At 41.5% G+C, this 21,755-nt stretch carries 22 protein-coding genes; 10 read left to right on the top strand and 12 right to left on the bottom strand.

The genetic code is table 11. From position 1 onward, the window contains the following. Positions 1 to 435 precede the first annotated feature (435 nt). From BDD30_RS00500 to BDD30_RS00485, 3 genes are all read left to right on the top strand, one after another. Positions 436 to 879 carry a cupin domain-containing protein gene (locus BDD30_RS00500; RefSeq protein WP_015834327.1) on the top strand — a complete coding sequence of 148 codons (444 nt, stop codon included), beginning with the start codon at positions 436 to 438 and terminating at the stop codon, positions 877 to 879. 312 nt (positions 880 to 1,191) lie between these two features. Continuing rightward, positions 1,192 to 1,374, top strand: a complete 183-nt coding sequence (locus BDD30_RS00490; protein ID WP_015834328.1) for a type II toxin-antitoxin system HicA family toxin — start codon at positions 1,192 to 1,194, stop codon at positions 1,372 to 1,374. A gap of 51 nt (positions 1,375 to 1,425) precedes the next feature. Then, positions 1,426 to 1,833 carry a type II toxin-antitoxin system HicB family antitoxin gene (locus BDD30_RS00485; protein ID WP_015834329.1) on the top strand — a complete coding sequence of 136 codons (408 nt, stop codon included), beginning with the start codon at positions 1,426 to 1,428 and terminating at the stop codon, positions 1,831 to 1,833. A 220-nt stretch (positions 1,834 to 2,053) separates the two neighbouring features. On the opposite strand, the gene arsA is transcribed toward BDD30_RS00485, so the two are convergent. The 7 genes from arsA to BDD30_RS00450 all read right to left on the bottom strand — a co-directional run bounded on the left by arsA (position 2,054) and on the right by BDD30_RS00450 (position 9,369). Then, a complete protein-coding gene (arsA, locus tag BDD30_RS00480; RefSeq protein WP_015834330.1) occupies positions 2,054 to 3,805 on the bottom strand; it encodes an arsenical pump-driving ATPase in 1,752 nt (583 codons plus the stop codon). Positions 3,806 to 3,818: 13 nt separating this feature from the next. Then, the gene (gene arsD, locus BDD30_RS00475; protein ID WP_015834331.1) at positions 3,819 to 4,184 is read right to left on the bottom strand and encodes an arsenite efflux transporter metallochaperone ArsD; all 366 of its coding nucleotides are present in this window, start codon (positions 4,182 to 4,184) and stop codon (positions 3,819 to 3,821) included. 50 nt (positions 4,185 to 4,234) lie between these two features. Continuing rightward, complete coding sequence (locus BDD30_RS00470; RefSeq protein ID WP_015834332.1) at positions 4,235 to 4,570, bottom strand: metalloregulator ArsR/SmtB family transcription factor; 336 nt, start codon at positions 4,568 to 4,570, stop codon at positions 4,235 to 4,237. Positions 4,571 to 4,746: 176 nt separating this feature from the next. Beyond that, positions 4,747 to 5,982: an HlyD family secretion protein gene (locus tag BDD30_RS00465; protein ID WP_015834333.1), complete on the bottom strand. Its 1,236-nt coding sequence runs from the start codon at positions 5,980 to 5,982 to the stop codon at positions 4,747 to 4,749. After that, positions 5,975 to 7,438: a TolC family protein gene (locus tag BDD30_RS00460; RefSeq protein WP_015834334.1), complete on the bottom strand. Its 1,464-nt coding sequence runs from the start codon at positions 7,436 to 7,438 to the stop codon at positions 5,975 to 5,977. Before BDD30_RS00460 ends, BDD30_RS00465 begins: the two co-directional genes overlap by 8 nt. Continuing rightward, on the bottom strand, positions 7,431 to 8,639 hold the full coding sequence (locus tag BDD30_RS00455; protein ID WP_015834335.1) for an ABC transporter permease: 1,209 nt from the start codon (positions 8,637 to 8,639) through the stop codon (positions 7,431 to 7,433). The genes BDD30_RS00460 and BDD30_RS00455 overlap by 8 nt, the downstream gene beginning before the upstream one ends. After that, positions 8,632 to 9,369, bottom strand: coding sequence for an ABC transporter ATP-binding protein (locus tag BDD30_RS00450; RefSeq protein ID WP_015834336.1), 738 nt, complete (start codon positions 9,367 to 9,369; stop codon positions 8,632 to 8,634). The genes BDD30_RS00455 and BDD30_RS00450 overlap by 8 nt, the downstream gene beginning before the upstream one ends. Before the next feature lie 393 nt (positions 9,370 to 9,762). Between BDD30_RS00450 and BDD30_RS00445 the strand changes: the two genes are divergently transcribed. The 3 genes from BDD30_RS00445 to BDD30_RS22970 all read left to right on the top strand — a co-directional run bounded on the left by BDD30_RS00445 (position 9,763) and on the right by BDD30_RS22970 (position 10,959). Then, entirely contained in the window at positions 9,763 to 10,029 is a 267-nt protein-coding gene (locus BDD30_RS00445; RefSeq protein ID WP_015834337.1) for an LCI fold-containing protein, read from the top strand. Positions 10,030 to 10,413: 384 nt separating this feature from the next. Continuing rightward, positions 10,414 to 10,701 (top strand): hypothetical protein, encoded by a 288-nt coding sequence (locus BDD30_RS00440; protein WP_041381856.1) that lies wholly within the window; start codon positions 10,414 to 10,416, stop codon positions 10,699 to 10,701. A gap of 57 nt (positions 10,702 to 10,758) precedes the next feature. Further along, a complete protein-coding gene (locus tag BDD30_RS22970) occupies positions 10,759 to 10,959 on the top strand; it encodes a hypothetical protein (RefSeq protein ID WP_041381858.1) in 201 nt (66 codons plus the stop codon). 290 nt (positions 10,960 to 11,249) lie between these two features. Here BDD30_RS22970 and BDD30_RS00435 read toward each other — a convergent pair whose 3' ends face one another. Further along, entirely contained in the window at positions 11,250 to 12,422 is a 1,173-nt protein-coding gene (locus BDD30_RS00435; RefSeq protein ID WP_015834339.1) for a DmpA family aminopeptidase, read from the bottom strand. Positions 12,423 to 12,689: 267 nt separating this feature from the next. Between BDD30_RS00435 and BDD30_RS00430 the strand changes: the two genes are divergently transcribed. Next, positions 12,690 to 13,718, top strand: a complete 1,029-nt coding sequence (locus BDD30_RS00430; RefSeq protein WP_015834340.1) for an NAD(P)-dependent alcohol dehydrogenase — start codon at positions 12,690 to 12,692, stop codon at positions 13,716 to 13,718. Positions 13,719 to 13,744: 26 nt separating this feature from the next. On the opposite strand, the gene BDD30_RS00425 is transcribed toward BDD30_RS00430, so the two are convergent. After that, the gene (locus BDD30_RS00425) at positions 13,745 to 14,683 is read right to left on the bottom strand and encodes a GlxA family transcriptional regulator (RefSeq protein WP_015834341.1); all 939 of its coding nucleotides are present in this window, start codon (positions 14,681 to 14,683) and stop codon (positions 13,745 to 13,747) included. Between the two features lie 97 nt (positions 14,684 to 14,780). On the opposite strand from BDD30_RS00425, the gene BDD30_RS00420 reads away from it, so the two are divergent. Continuing rightward, a complete protein-coding gene (locus BDD30_RS00420; RefSeq protein WP_015834342.1) occupies positions 14,781 to 15,461 on the top strand; it encodes a DJ-1/PfpI family protein in 681 nt (226 codons plus the stop codon). Between the two features lie 212 nt (positions 15,462 to 15,673). After that, a complete protein-coding gene (locus BDD30_RS00415; RefSeq protein WP_015834343.1) occupies positions 15,674 to 16,660 on the top strand; it encodes an alpha/beta hydrolase family protein in 987 nt (328 codons plus the stop codon). Positions 16,661 to 16,790: 130 nt separating this feature from the next. On the opposite strand, the gene aptA is transcribed toward BDD30_RS00415, so the two are convergent. The 3 genes from aptA to BDD30_RS00400 form a co-directional block, all read right to left on the bottom strand. Beyond that, positions 16,791 to 18,122, bottom strand: coding sequence for an omega-aminotransferase AptA (aptA, locus tag BDD30_RS00410; protein ID WP_015834344.1), 1,332 nt, complete (start codon positions 18,120 to 18,122; stop codon positions 16,791 to 16,793). A gap of 237 nt (positions 18,123 to 18,359) precedes the next feature. Further along, positions 18,360 to 18,743 (bottom strand): nuclear transport factor 2 family protein, encoded by a 384-nt coding sequence (locus BDD30_RS00405; RefSeq protein ID WP_015834345.1) that lies wholly within the window; start codon positions 18,741 to 18,743, stop codon positions 18,360 to 18,362. A 510-nt stretch (positions 18,744 to 19,253) separates the two neighbouring features. Then, positions 19,254 to 19,682 (bottom strand): hypothetical protein, encoded by a 429-nt coding sequence (locus BDD30_RS00400; protein ID WP_015834346.1) that lies wholly within the window; start codon positions 19,680 to 19,682, stop codon positions 19,254 to 19,256. Between the two features lie 392 nt (positions 19,683 to 20,074). Here BDD30_RS00400 and BDD30_RS00395 point away from each other — a divergent pair, with 392 nt between their 5' ends. Then, positions 20,075 to 21,625, top strand: a complete 1,551-nt coding sequence (locus BDD30_RS00395; protein WP_049795202.1) for a pyridoxal-dependent decarboxylase — start codon at positions 20,075 to 20,077, stop codon at positions 21,623 to 21,625. Positions 21,626 to 21,755: the final 130 nt, after the last annotated feature.

The following is a 21,755-nucleotide window of genomic DNA, read 5'->3' as shown; positions in this document are numbered from 1 at the left end:
ATCTTTATAATGCCATTTGCAATAGAATGACCAACGCTTCGGAGGTTGGGGGAACAGAAATAAATTCTAAATCCATTACGACAGATTATGATCTATTTTCAATATTCCCATCTCTTGATTTTATGAAAATAAAGTCGGTTAATGGCCAGGATGAAGATGTAAATATGGGCAATTTACATTATTTTGGCAAGGTAATTATTAATTCATTAAATCAGGAAATTAATAATGAAGGTTACCTTTGTTATTGCAATTTTAACTTTAAAATATCATCTCATTCCCTAAAGTTAAAATGTCGCTCTCTTTCTCCTCGTTACTCAACACGAACTGAAGTAACCAAGATCTTATAAGTATGGGTCTTCCCCTGATTATGGTAGGAATGGTATGGTTCGCCACAGGTCACCTACCTAATTTATGTACTATACACAAGGATTTCATATGCGACTATCTATTCGAACTTTATCAGTTTTTACATCTTTTGCTTTCCTCATTGCTCCGTTTTTCACTCAAGCACATAGCAGCAATACTGCTGCTGGTATTAATGTTGAAAAATTACTTGAGACTGAAAAGTCTTGGGATGGTGTGTCTTATCAGGGATATCCTAAAGGCACGCCTCAGCTTTCAGTTCTCAAAATTACTATTGCTCCAAATACCAGCCTTGACTGGCATCAGCACCCGATACCTAATGCCGCTTACGTGCTGGACGGGGCATTAACGGCAGAGAAAAAATCCAGTGGCGAAAAACGCCTTATAAAGGCGGGAGAGGCGCTATCCGAGATGGTTGACAGTACTCATCGCGGTTACACAGGCAAAGAAGGTGTTACTCTCTTGGTCTTCTACGCGGGACAAAAAGATATCCCTCTTTCTAAACCCGCTGAGTAAAAATCATTCAGGCACGAAGACGAAAGAACGTGTCAGCGTTGGGATGGCCTGAATTTTCCTGTCAGCAAAAACAGCATGGATGATATTTTTGTAATGGCAGCGAAAGACTTAAATGTATACCCAATAGATTTCGAGTTGCAGCGCGGCGGCAAGTGAATGCATCCCCAGGAGCATAGATAACTATGTGACTGGGGTGAGTGACAAAATAGTCGGCTACCCGAAAATATTGCTTATACCCACCATAGGTATTGATGTTGATAGTGGGTATGAGAGGTGCTATTATTCTCTTGGTTTTGATTAAAGAGAGGGATAATGTCTAGCGATGAACTAATAAAGCAAATCAAAGCGGTTGGTTGGAATTTTGTGCGAGCCAATGGTTCGCACCATGTTTTTGAGAAATCAGGGGAACCCAGCCCGATAATAATTCCGCATCCGCGCAAAGATTTGGCGGTCGGGACGCTCAATAAAATACTTAAACAAGCAGGACTGAAATAACTTAATTAAGCGGTTGAAAGGCCGCTCTTTAATCAAAGAGAAGGTGTAAGCATGAGATATCCTATTTATTTACATCAGGCTGACGACGGATCGTTTTCCGGTTTTGTGCCAGACGTGATCGGATGTTACTTTGCTGGCGATACCATTGACGACGCTATTAGCGATGCTCAAAACGCATTAGATACTTATTTTGAATACATGAGCGAAAAGGGTGAGGCTCCAGTACAAGCCAGAACTGTTGCTGACCATCTAAGCAATGAAGATTGCACCGGCGGTAGTTGGGCTTATGTTGATATGGATTTAACTAAATACGATGGAAAAGCCATCAAGCTAAACATTACTATGCCTCAATTTTTGTTGGGTAGAATTGATAAATACGTGAACTCACATCGTGAGTATCATAGCCGCAGCGGATTCTTGGCTGAATTGGCTCGGCGTGAGCTGTCGAAACACTCGTAGGATAATCCCTCTATCAAAACCATGAAAAGCCCGCTACAGCAGCGGCGGGTTTTTTCTTTTAAGAATACCAAAGTGACATGACTATATTGGTGCTACAACCATAGTGCGCCTAATGTATATTATGTTAAATACTTCATGGATATGCTTTGCTGCATAAGCATAACAACCTCTTCCAAAAGGCGCTTTACAGCACCTTTCTTTTATTGACGGTAAGTAATGATTAATCAGCCAGTTTACTTAATGCTGATACACCAACAGGCTCATCCTCAAGTAACGGAACAATGGCAACACGTTTTGTCAGAGTTGAGCCCACTTTTTCAATCTGAGGAACTTCCTGCTCTGCCCGTGAAAGTAACAATGGAGAAGTTGTTTCAGTTACCGATAAACTATTATTGATAACCCACGCCCACGGGTGAATATCCGCTCTCATCAGGTCATTTTGTAAGTTTTCCGCTTCGAGAACAGGTGTCGTTTCTGGCAATGTAGTAATAATAACTTTGGTACGCTCTGGATCTTGTAATTGCATCATTGGCGTCAGGAAATGACCTTTTTTCTCCCATTTTTTTGCGATTTCTTTATGGTATGCACCAGTAGCATCCAGTAAAAGTAAGGTATGCCCAGTTGGTGCAGTATCCATCACGACAAATCGCTTACTGGCTTCACGAATAATACGGGAGAATGCCTGAAACACGGCTATTTCTTCTGTACAAGGCGAACGTAAGTCTTCCTCTAGTATGGCTCTTCCTTCTTCATTTAAATCTTTGCCTTTAGTTTCTAAAACATAATTACGATAACGCTCTATTTCGGCAATTGGGTCAATACGACTGACCTGTAGATTTGGTAAACTTCCGTTTAATGTATTTTCAATATGAGCGGCTGGATCTGATGTGGTTAAGTGAACATCCAGCCCTTGTTCTGCCAGTTTCACGGCAATTGAGGCTGCAATAGTGGTTTTTCCAACACCACCTTTCCCCATCAACATAATCAACCCATGCTTTTGAAGAGCGATTTCTTTTACCAGTGTTGATATAGTGGGTAGAAAAGTCTTTGGTTTTACTGCTTTGATAGCAGATAAATCCTGAACCTTATTCGATAGTAATTGCTTTAAGGCATCTATCCCGACCATATTAAGTATCTGAAGATAAAGCATATCCTTTGGTAAAGAACGGAGTTCTTCAGGCATATTTTGTATCGCGGCTTGTTCTCGTCGGTAAAGTGCATGTGACAGTTTGTCATTCTCTGAAATTGCTGATAGAGGGAAAACACCATTAATGATGAGTTGTTGATTTTTGAGACCTAAGTCAGACAACTCCTTATACGTTCTGGCAACTTCACGCAGTGCCGCTGACTGAGGACGGGCTACTAACATCAGTCGTGTTAATTGCTTATCGCTTAACGCGTCAACGGCCATGCTATATTGTTCACGTTGTTTTTCAAGGCCAGACATAGGACCTAAACAGGAAGTTCCATCTGGATTATCACTGATGAAATCACGCCAGGCACTCGGCAACTGTAATAACCGGATAGTATGCCCTGTTGGTGCAGTATCAAAAATAATATGGTCGAATTGGTCGGTAATTTCTTTGTTGGTTAACAACTCGGTAAATTCATCAAAGGCTGCAATTTCAGTCGTACAAGCACCTGACAGTTGTTCAGTAATACTCTGGATCACAGCTTCAGGTAAACTGTCTTTAATCGGATTAATAATTTTGTTTCTGTATTCTTCTGCGGCTGCTTGTGGGTCAATTTCTATCGCATGCAAATTCGGTACGAGAGGTATTTGTTTAATACTGTTGCCGATAATTTGTGAAAATACCTGTCCTACGTTTGATGCAGGGTCGGTACTGACAAGTAATACCTTTTTCCCTTCTTCTGCTAATTTAATAGCAGTTGCACATGAGATAGATGTTTTGCCTACACCACCTTTTCCTGTGAAGAATAAATAATCGGGTATATTAGCCAAAAATTTCATTTTACTTCTCCTATTAGCAACAAGTCTTGTCATTTCCACAGCAGGTCTTAGTGGTTCCGATTTTTTCATCCGCAACCCGAATACCGAACCATCTAGCTAATTCATGTCGTTTTGGATACCGACCTGTTAATACAACTTCACCGTCCAGAACAAATAACGGGAGTGATTCTGCTCCGGCTGTTTCAAGGAAAGATTTTGCTTTTTCATTATTAACAAACTCCAAAGGCTCCTGAGCCAGATTAAAGCGCCGAACATTGACACCCTGCTTTTTTAACCAATTAGCGTCTGTTGAAAAATCAACTAAAGCTTGATTAACATCAGTTCCACAAACGCCAGTGCTACAACATAGTGCCGGATCAAATACTTCTAATTTTTTCATAGCAATAACCTTATATATATGTAAAATCATATATGTTAATTTAAATTTTTTCAGGCCGAATAACTACCGATAAAATCTTTTATATCTATCGCTTTGAGTAATTTGGAGACCCTACCCTTTTCCGTAGTATAAGCCAGATCTATAACATCCTTTACCCACGGTAATAATATAGGTGATAATCTATAGTGAACCCATTTTCCATGTTTAGAATCAAGCAACAGACCTGATTCACGTAACATTGCAAGATGACGGGATGTTTTCGGTTGAGAAAGATTTAATGCGGTGTAAATATCACATACACACAGTTCTCCTGATGCTTTCAGGAGCAAAACTATGTCTAGTCTCGTCTCATCGCTTAATATTTTAAATAGTTGTAATGGTTTCATAACCACTCCTTTAGCATCTTGTTGTCAATCTATACCAATTTATCATATTCGTCAAAACATATATGAAAGAGTTATGTTTGCAGTACATTTTGACCAATGCCAAGTTTCACCAGATCATAGCTCCGGGAATAAAGCTAAGGGTAAACTAAGCCCTGTTTCAGTCCATGCTATCGTTTTCAATGAGGTAATGCGATAAATCCTTCTTCCAGTCCATGGACCTCCATACCTTCCGGCATGGCCTCCCCAACAGTGACCTGGCGAGACACAGACTGACGTTTTAAATCCGGGCGCCAATTTACTGTTAATTGTCCATTGCTATCGTGAGTTAGTGCTGTTTTGGGTACAACAATTCCCTGTTCATTGCGATAAATAACAATATTAACTTTGGCGCTCATTCCGGGTCTGATGGGATAACCCTGATTCATGGATGAAGTCACCTTAATCACAACATCGTAATAAATCGCTGATCCTGGTTTATCCGTACTCACGCTTTGCATAGCAATGGTTTCAATTTCTCCATCCAGGGGGAGATCAGAAAATCCCTCCCCGCTAATTTTTACTACCTGCCCTTCTTTAAGTTTGGCGAGATCGGTTTCTTCAACTTGTGCCAGTACCTGATATTGCGTTGTGTCCATAATTTCCAGTAAAGGCATCCCTTCGGTCACCCGAACTCCTGTCTGAATCGTTAAGAGTTTCTTACTTTCTCCCTGTGCTGCCCTAAGCACAACGCCAGAAAATGGCGCTTTGATTTCTTTATGTGAGTATTGTTCTTGTAGTGCCTGATAGCGGCTTGTTGCATTCTGAAGCTCCATCTCTGCAACATGTACGTTACTTGCGCTTCCTTTTTGTCGAATGGATGTAAGATCGTCCTGCACTGAAGCGAGTTCTGTTAATTGTCGGCGAAGTTGCTGTTCAAGCGTTTCAACTTCCATTTTTGGAACGATGCCCCGTGAAAAAAGAGCCTGTGTTTTTGCGAGATTATTTTTCAATTCCATAACCATATGGTTCGCATTTTCGACGCTTCTTCTGGCCCGGATAACTTCCTGGCTGTTTTCCCAGTCATGCAATTGGTCAACGACAGATGAGGCTTTGATCATTTCAACTTGTGCTTGCCGAAGCTCAATATCAAGCTTTCGGGTGTCAAGCGTAACTAATGTCTGACCCTCTTTCACCCACTGTCCTTCTTTAACCAAAACTTGTTTGATAATTGCCTCAAATGGAGCGGGTATGGTTTCAAGGCGTCCAGATTGCAGCTTACCTACCAGACCCAGTCGTTTTTCTATAAGACCGTGTTTTACTCCAATCCACTGCACTGGTTCCTGAGCTGGCGATTGTTTTGAAGACAAAAAGACAAAAAAACAGGCCATTAAGATAAGTATGCCAGCTATGGCCCATCGATAACGTTTAATCATTGAGTGTTATCTCCCAGCTTTCCAGTGTCGTGCCAAGAATTTGATCCAGCTCAGCCTGAGAATTGAGGTACTGAATCAGTGTATTCAGAAGTGCATTTTCGGCATTTCTTAGGTCGGTTTCAAAACTCAGGACCTGAAAGTTGCTAGATCGTCCAGCTTGTAATTTTTCCTGTTCAATTTCGAGTTTCTTTTGAGAAAGTGAACTGGCTTTTATTGCTAATTGATATTCCTGCCAGCGTGATTCTGTATCACGGACTGCATTAATTACTGTTTGCTCCAGATTTATTTTTGCCTCTTCTAGGTGTAACGCCTGTTTCTGGACATTGACTCTGGCCTGAACCTCTGTTTGTTTCTGTGTCATATCACCTATTGGAATATCCAGTTGTATACCCACATAATTTTCCCAGTTTCGGGTTTCAGAAGATGATGAACGATACTGGGACGCACCGCCAACCAGTGATAAATCCCAGAGCCGGTTATTTTTGGCCTGTAATAATTGAATATCTGCGACTTTTGCTGAAAGTAACTGGATAAGGTAACCCGGCTGTTGAGCTTGTGCTTTTGTAAATGATTGTTCAATATTCAGACTTACGTGAGTGCCTTTTAGCGTATCTGTAGCATAGATGGGAGTTTTGAGATTTAAAGCAAGTAACTTAAGTAATGCCAGCTTCGTGGCATGTACATTGTTTTCCGCCTCTTTTGCCGAAAGCTCCTGCATGGCTAAATCAGCCTGCGTTTGTACTATATCTGTCTGAGCCATTCTACCCGCATCAATCAACTCTTTGTTAATCGCTACTAATTTCTGCATACGCTTAAGAGAAGCGACAGATAATGATTGTTGCTTCTGAGCACGGAGTAACGCATGGTATGTCAGAATAATTTGCGTGATTGAACCGGAAATCGTCGCTTTTAAATTCAGCCGATTGGTTTGTTCCTGGAGTTTAGCCAGCAAAATCGGTGCATTATTAACATCAGTTCCAGCCCCTCGTAAAAGAGGCTGTATTACAGTCATGCTTGCGCCATCATTGTGAAAGTTGTTTACCCCCAATTTATTGTTCTCACTCGTCCAGGAAAGAGTGAAACGTGTTCCCAGAGGAGTAAGTAATGTGGCATTAGGAGAAAGGTTAGTTTTCCTAAAATTTGAATCCTGATTTTTACCAACAACGTAACGCCCACTGAGCTGTAATTTTGGTGTGAATCGATCTTCTGCCACCCGTAAATCAAATTTCTGAGCGATACGATCCAGATAAACACTGCGTATCGCGTAGTTATTCCTTAAACCAAGCCATATCGCGTCACTCAACGACAAGCCTATAACCTCTCTCGAAGTTTCTTCTCGTAAACTGTAATCAGGTTCCGATAAAGTTAATCGTTCCTGTTCAGATGCAAGAAGCCCTGTTCGAGGAAAAAGTAAAAACATAGCCAAAGAGCTATAAAGGAAATATTTCTTAATCATCACGTAATGCCTGTACGGGTTCCATCTGTGAGGCTTGATGTGCGGGATGAAAGCCGGAGATAAGTCCCGCCATAATTGAACTACCTATGCCTAAAGGAATAGATAAAGGGGCTAGAGAAAACGACCAGCCAGAATAGAGAACAAAAAGAAAGGACACGATGACACCTGCTAGTGTTCCCAGGACAGCGCCGGCTAAAGTCAATGCTGTAGCTTCATACAAAAAAAGGCGCCGGATGTCGTGGGGCCTTGCGCCTAAAGCCATACGCAACCCGATCTCTTTTCGTCGGGCTGAAACGTTCATAAGCATCACATTTGAAATCGCGATGCCGCCAGTGAGTAGCGAAATGCCCGCCAACCCGATCAACATAAAAGAAAAGGTTTTGCTTTGTTCTGCCTGCCCTTTCAGTAATTGCTGAGCTACCCGAACATCAATTTCAACCGCTGGAAACTTATGCTTGAACAACGTCAATAAATCTTTTGCACTGGTTTCTGTGGTTGCGGTTGTTATGGAGCGAGCAATGATGCCATTCAGATCAGTATTGGGCGATATTTTACGCATGGCATTTATAGGGGCAATCACCACTGAATCTAGAGAAAAAGGAAAGATGGGGTTCTGCCCTTTTATATCGAAAATGCCAATTACTGTGTATAAATAATTGCCAATCTGAATCTGCTTGCCAAATATACGGGATGGGTCCCCTTCACCAAGGGTAACGGCCACTTCATTACCAACGACCAGATAAGGAGAATATTGATCATAATCAGAGATAAATCGGCCATGACGAAGTTGCAATTGCATGACTTTCTCAAGCTCCTCAGAGGACCCTATTACAGTAAATGTTTCTGTTTTCCCGTTATAGCGTCCGGGAGAAGGATAATAGATCCACGGTGCTGCTGAAGATAAATCAGGAATAGCTGTTGTCAGGTCAGTCATTTTAATTGACTCACTATCGATTCCATGATTATAAGAGTTCAGATTGACTGTAATGACGTTGATATCAAGCCCGCTAAACATTTTCAATGCAGCAAGTGTGGCGTTATGCCCGGTATTAACGAATGCCACAATAGACGCGCAACCAATAGCAATACCCGATAAAGCCAGCAAAGTACTTTTTCCCGTTGCCATTAAATTACGCCAGGCTTCTCTCCATATCATTAATGGCGACATGCCATAGTTGCCGGATTGACTGATATTATGCATGAATTGTCATACCTCTGGTTTCATGCAATTGACCATCAATCATACGTAATTCACGCTGCATATGGTTCGCAACCATAGGGTCATGGGTTATTACGACCAGAGTCATCGCTTTATCTGTGTGAAGAGAAGAAAGTAACACTAAAATTTCTTCTGCGGTTTGTTGATCCAGATTACCGGTAGGTTCATCGGCCAATAATAACGAGGGTTCTCCGGCCAATGCTCTGGCGAGAGCTACTCGTTGTCGCTGTCCGCCAGATAAGTCTGCCGGATAATGGATAGCACGATGTGAAAGACCCACCAGATGCAGTTTTTCTCTGGCAATTTTATAGGCCAACGAAGCAGAAATACCGCGGTAAAGAAGTGGCAGAGCGACATTCTCTGTGGCTGTCATTCCAGCTAATAAATGGAAACTTTGAAAAACAAAACCAATTTCTTTATTACGCATTTTGGCACGAAGGTCAGCATTGGCTGTTGACATATCAACGCCGCAGAGAAAATATTCCCCGGAGGTTGGTTTATCCAGCAGGCCGAGAATATTCAGTAATGTGCTTTTACCAGACCCTGACGTTCCGACAATAGCACAACTTTGCCCGGCAAAAATTTGGGCCGTGATATTTTTCAGAACCGGTATTTGGCCCTCTCCTCCATGTTGATAAATGCGAGTTAACCGTTGCATGCTGATAACAGGAGTCATTGGTACTGTAGGCTGAGTAGAATTTATAAGAGCCATCGTTTTTTATAATTTCTCCGCTTTAATATTTATATCTATCAGAATAAATAGCCTTTTATTGAAATAATCGACTTCTGCTAACCCTAAAGAATTAATAATTAAATGTGAAATTTGATCGCCTAGAATTTATATTATTTTGGTTCATTGTGTTGTAATTATAAATAAATTATTTTCTTTGTGTAATTAATGGTGGAATCATGATTTATCACAAATTATGATAATGGAATTCAGGTTTACAACCTAAAATAAAAAATATAAGCAGTTTATAAAATTTAAAATTGCAACATCATCTGGTGGTAATTTAGATTTAGCGGGCTTTATCCATTATCACATATAATTTTATAAGTGATATCTTTAATATGCAAATTCTGAAACTATTAACGGAGAATTTTTATGTTCAAGAAATTATTAACAGTTGGTGCATTGGCAACAGCATTAATTGGAGGAATTGGGACTGCATCGGCAGCAACTCAATTCCCAGGCTGCCCGGCAAATCAGGTACCAGAACACAATGGAAGGGTATGGACTATGAATGTTGTTCATTCTTCAGACGTATTTGCTGGTGTATTTGTAAGGGGTGGAATTGAATGGCATATTAAATCTTCTACAACTTGTGGTGACAGACTATATGTCGCTTACTATGAGGGTAGAAAAATTTAAAACTCTACCGAAAAGCCTCCCTCTTATTAGAGGCTTTTCGGTACATTGACAAACCTCGTTGGAAATAACGGGGTTTTTACTTATTTACCTATTCCAATTTCCTTTCAAAATACTATTTACCGAATTTAAGATATTGATTGCAGTACATTACGTTACAATTATTATTAGAAACCATGAATCACTTACTTATGTAAATAATATTGAAATCATAATTTTCCATAAATTATAATAATAGAGTTTAGGTTTTAAATCTCAAATAAAAACATAAGCAGCTTTTAAATTTTAAAATTGTGACATCATCTGGTGATGATTTAGATTTAACATGCATTATGGCAAGCGGTACATTTAAGTTGTAAGTTATGACACTATTAACGGAGAATTTTTATGTTCAAGAAATTATTAGCAGTTGGTGCATTAGCAACAGCATTAATTGGAGGAATTGGGACTGCATCGGCATTTTCATATGACCGTTGTACGAGTTCATATGGATCTACATCTGGCCCGCAATATACTAGATATGTTGTTCATTCTAATAATAATTTTGCAAATGTATTTGATGAGAAACTGAATGGTAAAATGATTAGATGGTATTTTCAATCTTCTCAAAAATTAAATGAAAAACGTTGCGGCTCTGGAAAATATGTTGCTTACTATAAAGGTAAAAAAATATAAATTTCAAGATGCATCGCGACGGCCAGGGAGCGAATCCCCAGGAGCATAGATAACTCTGTGACTGGGGTGAGTGAGTGTAGCCAACAAAGAGGCAACTTGAAAGATAACAGGTATAAATCAGGTTCAAACTACGGGCCAGATGTATATCGGACAACTGAGGTTGATTTAGAGGTAGGGCCTCTGGTGTTAACATTATATGAAGATAGATCGCTATCTGTTGAAGGTTTAATTCAGCAGATTGAATTTTTAGGACTATAATTTTACCAGAACCTTGGTAACCATCTCCTTCATTTCTGCTACTCTTGTCAAATAGCATAACAGTTCTGGCTGAGTAGCAGATGTTAATTAACCTGAACTCTGGATCAAAAATAGAACTAAACTCCTGTTCCAAGATCAGAGTGAGTGCTCGGGAAGTTATCGCCTTTCACGATCGCATACTGCGACATTTTCCCGAAGCTGCCACCGGTGAGAAAACTGTTAGTCAGTTGGCTCAATATTTGCGGGAATTGGTGGACAGCTCGGATTTACCTTGTCTGAGCTAATATATTTCAGGTATTGAGTACATTATGTTTTCTTAATATCTCTTTAACCCTATCTTTAGGAATAGGATACGAAGTATTACCATTTCTCCCAACCATTTTTTTGGCGGCAATCATGGCATTAATTATTGCTTCTTCTGTTGCATTTATAGTTGCTTCATACAAAGGATCTAGTTTGTCATTTGGCAATATTTTTATTGTTTTTGCATTATCTCTAGAGAATGCATCATTATTTGCGGTTGAAAATGCAATAAATATCTCACCGCTAGTATTCCTGGCTACACCACCTACTTTTGCAAGCCCAAGAGATACTCTTTTAGCGATTTTTTCTAATTGGTGAGGAGCTAATGGCGCATCCGTAGCCACCACTGCTATTATAGAACCCGCATCCTTTATTTTTTTCTTGTCTCCATGATATACCGGGTTGAGATCCTGTATTTCTTTACCTACTGGAATCCCCGCAATAATCAAGTCATCTCTATCACCAAAGTTGCCTTGAACAAGAACGCCAACGGTATAGCCTCCATCTTTTTTATCTAGAATTCTTGATGAAGTACCTGTACCCCCTTTAAATTTAAACAGGTTCATTCCCGTTCCCCCGCCGACATTACCCTCTTCTATCGCTCCTGATTTAGCACTATTCAACGCATTATATACATGCTCTTTTTTTACATGCATACCGTTTATATCGTTTAATATTCCATCCCACGTTTCTGCAACCACAGGTAATAACCAAAATAAATCATCTTTTAGTGGTGATGTTAGATTGTTATCAATCATCCAGCTAATTGTTGAGTCTCTGACAACACCAACGCTATGAGTGTTGGTTATTAAGATTGGCGTTTCCAGAAAACCACTCTCTTTGACCCATTGATTGCCGGTCATATCTCCATTTCCATTTAAAGAGAAGATACCAGAAAATACCGGGCTAAATTTCTTTCCTCGTGGCAATATAGCTGTCACTCCAGTTCTTATTGGGCCTTTTCCAACCTCTAATTTTCCATCACCTTCTATTATGGTTGAATAACCAACTATTACGCCACTGACATCTGTAATCGCATTATACTTCCCGGTTACTCCAGAGAAAGGAATGCCTAAATCCCTTGCTCTAATCTCATTGGCTAAAGCATTGGAAGCTATTATTGTCGATATAGATAAAATTATAATATTCAGTATTTTCATAATCACTCCTTGTAATTAATTTGAAGGTTCAAGATTTCCAGAACATGAAGATCCACAATATGATATGAAAGGGATTCGTTTTCGGCCAGTCGATATACCCGTTTGTACCTTATTTCGGGATCTCTGTTAAAAAATTTTCATTACTAAATATTCAACATAAGTTAAATTGCTTATCGGCCATTCATTGTCTATCTTCTTCATATGCATAATTTTTGTAAGGCTTTATAGCAAATGATATCGATAACATAAAAATGAGAGGATGTATCTATGAAGGCATTAGTGTTAGAAAAAGCGGGTCGGATTTCAATTCAAGACTGGAAAAGCCCCGAAATACTTGGTGAAGATGATGTTGAGATAAAAATTCACTCGGTGGGGATTTGCGGCAGCGATGTACATTATTACCAACACGGGCGTATTGGGCCATTTGTTGTCGAAAAGCCGATGATCCTTGGGCACGAAGCATCCGGTGTCATCACAGCAATTGGTAAAAATGTAACTCACTTAAAAATTGGCGATCGTGTTTGTGTAGAACCTGGAATTCCTAATCTGCAATCACCACAATCACGGGCAGGTGTTTATAACTTAGATCCAGAAGTTCGTTTCTGGGCGACTCCGCCTGTTGATGGTTGCTTACGTGAAAGTGTTATTCACCCAGCAGCATTTACCTTCAAATTACCCGAAAATGTCAGTTTTGCAGAAGGTGCAATGGTTGAACCGTTATCTATCGGTATGCAAGCAGCCACAAAAGCAGAAATTAAACCAGGAGATATTGCATTAGTTGTTGGTGCCGGCACTATCGGCATTGTTACTGCACTTGCTGCATTAGCCGGTGGTTGTTCTGATGTCATTATTTGTGATCTGTTCGATGAAAAACTGGAAATTGCAAAACAGTATCCAGGTCTCCACCCGGTTAATAGCAAAGTACTTGCTGAGAAAGTTAATGCATTAACCGATGGTAGTGGCGTCAATATTTTATTTGAATGTAGTGGTGCAAAACCGGTCATTGCGACTATTTCAGATCACATTGCGCCGGCTGGAACAGCTGTCCTGGTCGGTATGCCTATCTATCCTGCGTCATTTGATATTGTCTCTGCTCAAGCCAAAGAGATCACATTCAAAACCATTTTCCGCTACGCCAATATGTACCCTCGTACTATCCGTTTACTGAGTTCAGGCAAACTCAATGTAACTCCCCTATTGTCCGCAACTTATAAATTTAAAGACAGCATTCAAGCTTATGAACGAGCCGCGGAAGGTCGCCCGACAGATATCAAAATTATGTTGGAAATGGAGTAACTACACCCTGACCGGCTTAAAGCCGGTCATTCTCTGTGGTGCATTCTATACGTTTGTGGAGGACGTCCCAAATAACGCAGAAAGGCACGCCGCATGCGTTCAGGATGTCCAAAGCCGGTTCGCCGCGCAATTTGCTCAATGCTGTCGGCTCCGCTTTCAAGCGATGCCCGAGCCGCATCAATACGTAGGAGTTCTACTGCCCTCGCCGGTGTTTTACCGGTTTCATTTTTAAACTGCCGACTGAATTGCCTTACGCTCAGGCAGGCCACTTCAGCCAGCCGGATAACGTCAAGGTCTTCGCTCAAGTGCGCCTGAATATAGCTCAGAACGCTGCTAATGCGTGAAGATGTCGGTTCCAATTGCAGCATAGGTGAAAACTGTGACTGTCCGCCGGGACGGCGCTGATAAACAACCAGTTCCTGTGCCACTTGGCGCGAAACTTCTCTACCCAGGTCTACTTCAATCATCGCCAACGCCAGATCAATGCCACTGGTTATCCCAGCAGAGGTCCAGATATTGCCATCCCGCACAAAGAGAGGTTCACCATCCATCAGCACGTCCGGCCACGCTTTTTTAAACCGCTCCACCGCCTTCCAGTGTGTGGTGGCTTTTTTCCCTTTCAGCAAGCCAGTCTCCGCAAGTGCAAATACACCGGTGCAGATGCTGCCGAAACGCGATGCCGATAAGCAAAGGTTACGTAGCCTTTCAGTCTCCGGGCTGTCGCGTCTGATATGCCTAACCCCCCGCCCCCCCACGATTAACAGCGTATCCGGTTTCACAGCGTCAGGCGACTGTGTAGTTATAGCAATACCTGAGGAACTGCGAACTTCGCCTCCCTGCGCAGAAAGTACATATAGCTGGTAAGGGCATGGCGTCATACCAAGCCCCGCAGCCTGAAAAGCTGCCAATGGTCCGCTCAGGTCAAGGAGCTGAAAATCGGGAAAGACATAAAAGGCAACGATCATGATGTCCTTAAAGGTGGGATTAATGTCATAAGTGTCACGTACAATTACGTTACGCTTTTCATAACGATTTTGAAAGCATAAGTGCAGGAATAGAATTATGAGCAATAAAATGACTATTGTGATGCCGGTTTATAACGGTGTGACTCAATTGGATTTTACCGGACCCCATCAGTTTTTCTCTCGGGTACCGGATGTGGAAGTCATCGTTGCTTCTGTTGACGGACAGTCAATTGCCGCTGATGGATTACACTTCGCGTCATTGGCAGATTTAACACAGCTGACACACTGCGATATCCTCTGCGTTCCTGGTGGCAGCGGGTGTGTCGAAGCCATGCAGTCTCCCCATTATATGCACGCGGTGAAAACACTGGCGCAGTCAGCACGATACATCACCTCTGTGTGTTCCGGCTCACTGATTCTGGGGGCAGCCGGATTACTGGTTGATAAGCGTGCCGCTTGTCACTGGAGCTGGCGATCGCTGCTATCATTATTCGGTGCCATTTCCGACAGCCGCCGGGTCGTTAAAGATGGCAATATTATTACAGGAGGCGGCGTGACGGCAGGCATTGATTTTGCTCTTACGGTGATTGCTGAAATTTACGGAAAGGAAACGGCGCAAAGTATTCAACTCGGTCTGGAATATGCACCATCACCACCATTCAATGCCGGTCGCCCAGAAACGGCTCCGGTAGCCATCCGTGAAATGGCGGAGAAGCGCGTAGCGGCAAGCATAGATTCAAGAAGAGCACTATTCGAACGGATTGCACAGAGTTTCTGAGTGCCAACGGTCTTCTCTCTGAAGGACAAACACGGGCAGATTTCATCCTCAATATCCCGAACTTGTTCAATCTATAGGGTAAATTTGGAGAATGATTCTCCATCTCGATCAGAAACCAGAGATCGAGGCTTCCACGTTCTTGAAAATAGTTTTCGAATCAATATTCTCGTTACTCTATTATTTCAATGAATTTCGATTAAGGAAGTATTCCTATGCTACGTTCGACCATTCACTATTTTCTCGCTGTACTCAGTACATTTATGCTGATAGCACTTATTCAGAGTGTACAAGCCGCTGGATTTAGCCTGATCGATGTTCCAGCGGATGAACAGGGGCCTGCGATGCACGGGGCTGTTTGGTATCCATGTCAATCACCTGCGGGTCAGTTCCAACTTGGGTCATTTACCTTACCCGGTGTGCGTGATTGTGTAGCATCTGGATCAATGTGGTCATTGGTGATTATTTCACATGGAAGTGCGGGGGCGTTCTTAGGGCACCACGATACGGCAGAAGCATTGGCTGATGCCGGTTTTGTTGTTGCAGCAATTAATCATCCTGGTGACAATTTTCAGGACGTGTCCGATCAAGGACACTTACGTGTGTTTGTAAATCGTCCAAATGATATAAGACGTCTGATTGATTTCATGACTAGAACATGGCCAGAACATACGCGTTTAGCACCAGGAGCAATTGGTTTTTTTGGTTTCTCTCGAGGAGGTTACACAGGTTTAGCCGCAGCAGGAGCTAAACCGGATTATGGGGTGGCGGCTAATTTTTGCTTGCGTGATGATTTGCCACTTTGCGAAGAAGCTCGTGAACGAGAATTTCGGGTATTACCTAAAAGCGACACTCGCATAAAAGCTTTTGTGCTTGCCGATCCACTCAATTTGTTCTCACAAGATGGATTCAAAAGTGTTTCTGTACCAATCCAACTATGGGCGTCTGAACTCGGTGGTGATGGTGTGGCACTGAAAGATGTAGAATCGATAAGAAATGCCCTGCAATTTGCCCCAGAGTTTCATATTGCAAAGAATGCAGGTCATTTTTCTTTTCTTGCTCCGTGCTCTATTCGACAGAAACGTGATGTACCAATAATTTGTACAGACCCGTCTGGTTTTGACCGCATAAATTTTCACAAAGAGTTTAATGATAAGGTCATTCAGTTTTTTAAAAAAACATTACAAAACAAGATGTTTTAGTCATACCCGTGCACTATTATTTTTATATTTGTGTTTGGTCAATAAACGGACCACTGTTTTCCAAGTCAATGGTCCGTTTTACTACTGAACAATCACCTTACTCTGGGCGGGTGGGTAACCCGCCCTATCCTCAGTTAATGTGATGCAAGACTTCACCTACGGCGTCAAAAAGGCGATCTAAATCGTCTCGTTCAGCATTGAACATAGGCCCGAATTGCAGCGTATCGCTGCCAAAGCGCACGTAAAAACCCGCTTTCCAAAGCGCTATGCTGGCATCAAAAGGACGCACAGCAGCATCACCGTCACGGGCAGCCAACTGAATTGCCCCTATCAAGCCACAGTTGCGAATGTCAGTTACGTTTGGGCAGCCTTTGAGAGCATGAAGGGCTGTTTCGAAGTGAGGGGCAATTTCGGCAGAGCGTTGGATAAGATGGTCTTTATCCATCAGATCCAAGGTTGCCAACCCAGCGGCACAGGCTACAGGGTGCGCCGAATAGGTATAACCATGGCTAAACTCTACGGCGTGTTCCGGCAGTGGCTGGGACATAAAGACTTCATAAATTTCACTGCTTGCTACTACACCTCCCAGAGGAATAGCGCCATTGGTAATTTGTTTGGCAAAGCTAAGAATATCTGGTGTCACACCAAAATATTCAGCTCCAGTCCAGCGCCCCATGCGGCCAAAGCCGGTAATAACTTCGTCAAAAATCAACAAAATATTATGTTGATCGCAAATTTCACGCAAACGCTGTAGATACCCTTTAGGTGGAATAATCGCACCAGCGGAACCGCACACCGGCTCGATAATAACCGCTGCGATATTGGAGGCATCGTGCAGTTCGATCAACTTGAGCATTTCATTGGCCAACTCCACGCCACCAGTTTCTGCCATACCTGGCGTAAATGCCATATCACTCTGTAGCGTATGGGGTAAATGGTCTACGTCCATCAATTGTCCGAACATTTTGCGGTTACCACCCATTCCCCCCAAACTGGTACCTGCAATATTGACACCATGATAGCCAAGTGCACGACCAATCAGTTTGGTTTTCGCGGATTGTCCTTTCACACGCCAGTAAGCTCGCGCAATTTTAACTGCGGTATCTATAGACTCGGAACCTGAACTGGTGAAAAAGACGTGATTAAGGTCACCGGGCGTTAAATTGGCAATCTTTTCTGCCAGTTGAAACGATAAGGGATGACCGAACTGAAAGCCTGGTGAGTAATCGAGCGTGCTTAATTGAGCAGCAACAGCTTTCTGAATTTCTGTTCGGGTGTGACCGGCTCCACAGGTCCAAAGGCCAGACAAACTGTCATAAATCTGGCGTCCTTTATCGTCCTTTAGCCATTGTCCCTCGGCAGCAACGATAAGGCGTGGATCACGTTGGAAATTTCGGTTGCCACTGAATGGCATCCAGTGAGATTTCAGGTTTAACGATTCAGAAAAACGGGTTTCAGACATAGCTAACTTCCTCTCACAAAAGTGGAATTTGAGTTTAGTTCACCTCCTCTATTTTCGCCAACATATTTAAATACTTTGTATTCCCTCAGTCAGAAAATGGCTTGATGCCGTTGCCGGAGGGCTTATGGCAGTATTTGGCGTGGGATTGCTTGTAAATGCGATGACCAAAATATAGATAAAACAGCGTCCAAAAAGAACGCTGTCAAGCTTACGATATAAGCCCCATATTGCTTTGGCTTATGTGTTCTGATGAGTATGGTAGATTTTGCTGACGATCGTCCACTTACCGTCCACTTTCAAGAGGTGGAGGAAATCGGTGAAATAGAAACCAGAAAAGTCGTCTATATCGATACGGGCACTGGCGGCGGTTCCAACAATATCGATACTAACGATGACAATTTTCGTTTCCGGGGCTGGCTGGAAAGTGTTGTCGATGAGGTCAAAAAGCCCCTGAATCGGACCGCCGACTAGCTTGTTATCGTTATCAACACCAAAGATGGTCGCTTGTTCATTAAAAGCAGGTTTCATCATGCCGCTGCTAGCTTTTTCACAACCTTCTTTGTACTTGTTTATAACTTCAACGATAGCGTTGTACTCCTGAACATAGGTTAGGTTGTTCATGTAATACTTCCTTAATTTAAGATAAATGTGGATTTTAAAAACCGTAAACTGTAAACCGGAAATAGCACATCGTTTTTATATCATATATAAAATAAATTTATGATTTTTAACAGGGTCATACTATGAGAATTTCGCACTTTTCTTACGATGAATCGATACAGCTATCAGTCAAACTGACACTAGTCTGTTTCAAGTATTAAAGGCCAGCTGATTAGCCGAAATTTAACCTGAAAATGAATGACGATAATTTATTATCCACTTCTCCGATTTTTCATAATATGTGCACGGAATTAGTTAATTATTGTGAATTTTAACTAAATAACTTCTGACTTTGCCGCTTATTCATATTATTCAATCAATTTAGAAAAATTTCACATTAAGTCTCGTTTAGTTGTTCAATACTATTGAGTAAATTTGGGGAATCACGATTCTATATTAAGGTAATTTACCTCCAGGATTAAATTTAAAATCAGTTAAAACAATATATTATGAAATATCAGGTTTTGGGTATTACGTTAACACGGTTGAACAGGTTGGGCTTCGATGCACTCTGGACAGGGACGCTCTAAACCGAATTAAATACTGGTCTGTGGTGACATTTGTGCTAATTATGCAACTACTTAAATCTGGAGAATATGCTTCATTTAGTGAAGTTCCTGGTTTTTCTTTTCCACAGATATCGTCTCTTTTTGATTGACAATATTCTCTTGTTTTTGCACCGGCAATAATCTGACCGATTAGGGGTTTAGTGATATGTTCGTTTCTTTGGTCTTCTGATACACGTTTCAGCGGTCTGGCCCCTGAAATTTGCAGAGGTTTTGCTGCGTTTTTTACACGCACAACCTTGGATGTAAGTTGTGAGACGTTTTTTTTATCAGACTGATTCTGACAGTTTCCTGCTACCGCATTGTGCTGAGACAGATTCACTGGCATTGGCATGATGTTATCTCCTTGTTTGCAAAAGGAGATATTTATGAGATATTTTTGGGATTATATCTATGAAAACTGGTGATTTATTCTGGAAAAATCTGAATAATACAATATTTTGACCTGCAATTGATCATTTTCAAAATCTGCCTCAATTTGAATACATGTAGCGTCCTACCAGAACTAATAAGACAAAAAAAGATTGAAATGTGGGGGAAGTTATATAAATTATGTTATACAAATTATGCCATTAAGGAGGCACCAGCAAAACACAAACCCATGATTAACAAGCCATTTGTTTTGATAGATCATTGCATTCTAGTCATATATTAACAATAAAGCTTATGTGGCAATTAATGAATACCTATTTAACTATCTGAAAATGGAATTACATGGAGTCAAAAATGAACAATGAACATTATGTACCGATTAACGAATCGCTGTTTAAATTATCTGAAAATGGATTAACCGATGATGAACACGGGAAGGCCCTGACAGAGCTGGATTCGTATGTAAAGAAAACGCGAGAAAAATTCCTTGGCTATCAAGCCAACCAAGAACTCAGTTATTCATCGGAAATTGGCAAGTATTTAGATGTTCATTTAAATAATGTTGGCGACCCTTTTATGGCAGGCAACTTCAGGCTCAATTCAAAGTTTATTGAGCGTGCCGTGCTGGATTATTTTGCTAAACTTTGGAATGCACCCGACAGATGTATCACCACTCCAGGCGAGGGTTACTGGGGCTATGTGTTGTCAATGGGAAGCACTGAAGGGAATTTATATGCCCTGCGCAATGCGCGTGACTATCTAGCCGGAAAAGTTCTCTGGGTTGATTCGAATTCAAACAGTTCCCTTGAACAGGGGGAGTTCATAGGTGGTAACGAGAATTCGCTTAAACCCGTACTTTTCTACTCCGAAGATGCACATTACTCAATTGATAAAGCAAAAGATATTTTAGTATTCTCCACTTTCTCTAACGTAGGAGAGTCTCTTTATCCAGGACAATGTCCCATCAAGACGAGTGATGGAAAATGGCCAACCAAGGTCCCGTCCCTCCCAACAGGATCGATTGATCTCGATAAGCTTAGTGTATTGGTAGAGTTTTTTGCATCACGTGGTTTCCCTATAGCGGTAAACTTCAACTATGGAACCTCGTTTAAAGGTGCACTTGATGATGTAAGCGGCGCGATCGATCTGTTACTACCAATACTTGAGCGGTACGGCCTCAAAGAGCGGACTCTTGAAATTACCCTGGAAAATGGCAAAGTTATTCAAAGCAAGCGAAATGGCTATTGGTTCCACATTGACGGTGCTTTGGGCGCTGCGTATGGTCCGTTTTTAGAGAAAGCGAAGGAGCAAGGAATAGATATTGGTGAGGGACATCTTCCTTCATTTGACTTCAGAAACCCCGTTCATTCTATTGTGACTAGTGGACACAAAGAAATGGGGGCTCCATGGCCTACAGGTATTTATCTAACAAAACAAAAATATCTATTGAACTTCCTAAATGTAGATTATATAGGAGCTCAAGACTCCACATTGGCTGGTTCGCGCAATGGTTTTTCGGCCCTGATTCTTTGGCATTATCTGGCTAAACATTCCTATGAAAACCAGATTGAAAAAATCGTCAATCAACTCAAGATGAGTGAGAACGTTCATCAGAAACTACAGGCATTGAGTAGTGAACTGGGTCGTGATCTTCACGTCCACCGCTCGCCACTTTCCCTTAGCATCCTGTTCCTTTGCCCTAACGATGACATTGTGGAAGAATTTTCTCTTTCTACTGAGACAAAAAATGGGATTGAGTATGCACATCTTTTCATTATGGAACATGTGACGGATGAGATGCTCAACAAGCTTATAGATGCGTTACGCCGAGATGGCGCCTTTGATAGAACGACTGCCCTAAATAAGTTGTCACAACTTATTAATCCGGGAACTGGATTCCGATAATTTCATATGAGGTTCAAACTTAATTACTCACTTTAAGTAGCAAATTTTCATAAAGGAAACTCAGTTCGAATATGTAACTAAATTTCACGAATCGGACTGAGTTTTTATTTGTATTAGTTCAGATTAGCTC

This window comes from Photorhabdus asymbiotica (assembly GCF_003634575.1).
GTDB classification, from domain to species: domain Bacteria; phylum Pseudomonadota; class Gammaproteobacteria; order Enterobacterales; family Enterobacteriaceae; genus Photorhabdus; species Photorhabdus asymbiotica.
Note: the sequence above shows the minus strand (reverse complement) of the source record. Positions and strands in the feature narration are given on the sequence as shown.

Excerpts from the sequence above, each read along its gene's own strand:
- BDD30_RS00500 (WP_015834327.1), top strand. The coding sequence starts at position 436 with ATGCGACTATCTATTCGAACTTTATCAGTTTTTACATCTTTTGCTTTC.
- BDD30_RS00490 (WP_015834328.1), top strand. The coding sequence starts at position 1,192 with ATGTCTAGCGATGAACTAATAAAGCAAATCAAAGCGGTTGGTTGGAAT.
- BDD30_RS00485 (WP_015834329.1), top strand. The coding sequence starts at position 1,426 with ATGAGATATCCTATTTATTTACATCAGGCTGACGACGGATCGTTTTCC.
- arsA (WP_015834330.1), bottom strand. The coding sequence starts at position 3,805 with ATGAAATTTTTGGCTAATATACCCGATTATTTATTCTTCACAGGAAAA.
- arsD (WP_015834331.1), bottom strand. The coding sequence starts at position 4,184 with ATGAAAAAATTAGAAGTATTTGATCCGGCACTATGTTGTAGCACTGGC.
- BDD30_RS00470 (WP_015834332.1), bottom strand. The coding sequence starts at position 4,570 with ATGAAACCATTACAACTATTTAAAATATTAAGCGATGAGACGAGACTA.
- BDD30_RS00465 (WP_015834333.1), bottom strand. The coding sequence starts at position 5,982 with ATGATTAAACGTTATCGATGGGCCATAGCTGGCATACTTATCTTAATG.
- BDD30_RS00460 (WP_015834334.1), bottom strand. The coding sequence starts at position 7,438 with ATGATTAAGAAATATTTCCTTTATAGCTCTTTGGCTATGTTTTTACTT.
- BDD30_RS00455 (WP_015834335.1), bottom strand. The coding sequence starts at position 8,639 with ATGCATAATATCAGTCAATCCGGCAACTATGGCATGTCGCCATTAATG.
- BDD30_RS00450 (WP_015834336.1), bottom strand. The coding sequence starts at position 9,369 with ATGGCTCTTATAAATTCTACTCAGCCTACAGTACCAATGACTCCTGTT.
- BDD30_RS00445 (WP_015834337.1), top strand. The coding sequence starts at position 9,763 with ATGTTCAAGAAATTATTAACAGTTGGTGCATTGGCAACAGCATTAATT.
- BDD30_RS00440 (WP_041381856.1), top strand. The coding sequence starts at position 10,414 with ATGTTCAAGAAATTATTAGCAGTTGGTGCATTAGCAACAGCATTAATT.
- BDD30_RS00435 (WP_015834339.1), bottom strand. The coding sequence starts at position 12,422 with ATGAAAATACTGAATATTATAATTTTATCTATATCGACAATAATAGCT.
- BDD30_RS00430 (WP_015834340.1), top strand. The coding sequence starts at position 12,690 with ATGAAGGCATTAGTGTTAGAAAAAGCGGGTCGGATTTCAATTCAAGAC.
- BDD30_RS00425 (WP_015834341.1), bottom strand. The coding sequence starts at position 14,683 with ATGATCGTTGCCTTTTATGTCTTTCCCGATTTTCAGCTCCTTGACCTG.
- BDD30_RS00420 (WP_015834342.1), top strand. The coding sequence starts at position 14,781 with ATGAGCAATAAAATGACTATTGTGATGCCGGTTTATAACGGTGTGACT.
- BDD30_RS00415 (WP_015834343.1), top strand. The coding sequence starts at position 15,674 with ATGCTACGTTCGACCATTCACTATTTTCTCGCTGTACTCAGTACATTT.
- aptA (WP_015834344.1), bottom strand. The coding sequence starts at position 18,122 with ATGTCTGAAACCCGTTTTTCTGAATCGTTAAACCTGAAATCTCACTGG.
- BDD30_RS00405 (WP_015834345.1), bottom strand. The coding sequence starts at position 18,743 with ATGAACAACCTAACCTATGTTCAGGAGTACAACGCTATCGTTGAAGTT.
- BDD30_RS00400 (WP_015834346.1), bottom strand. The coding sequence starts at position 19,682 with ATGCCAATGCCAGTGAATCTGTCTCAGCACAATGCGGTAGCAGGAAAC.
- BDD30_RS00395 (WP_049795202.1), top strand. The coding sequence starts at position 20,075 with ATGAACAATGAACATTATGTACCGATTAACGAATCGCTGTTTAAATTA.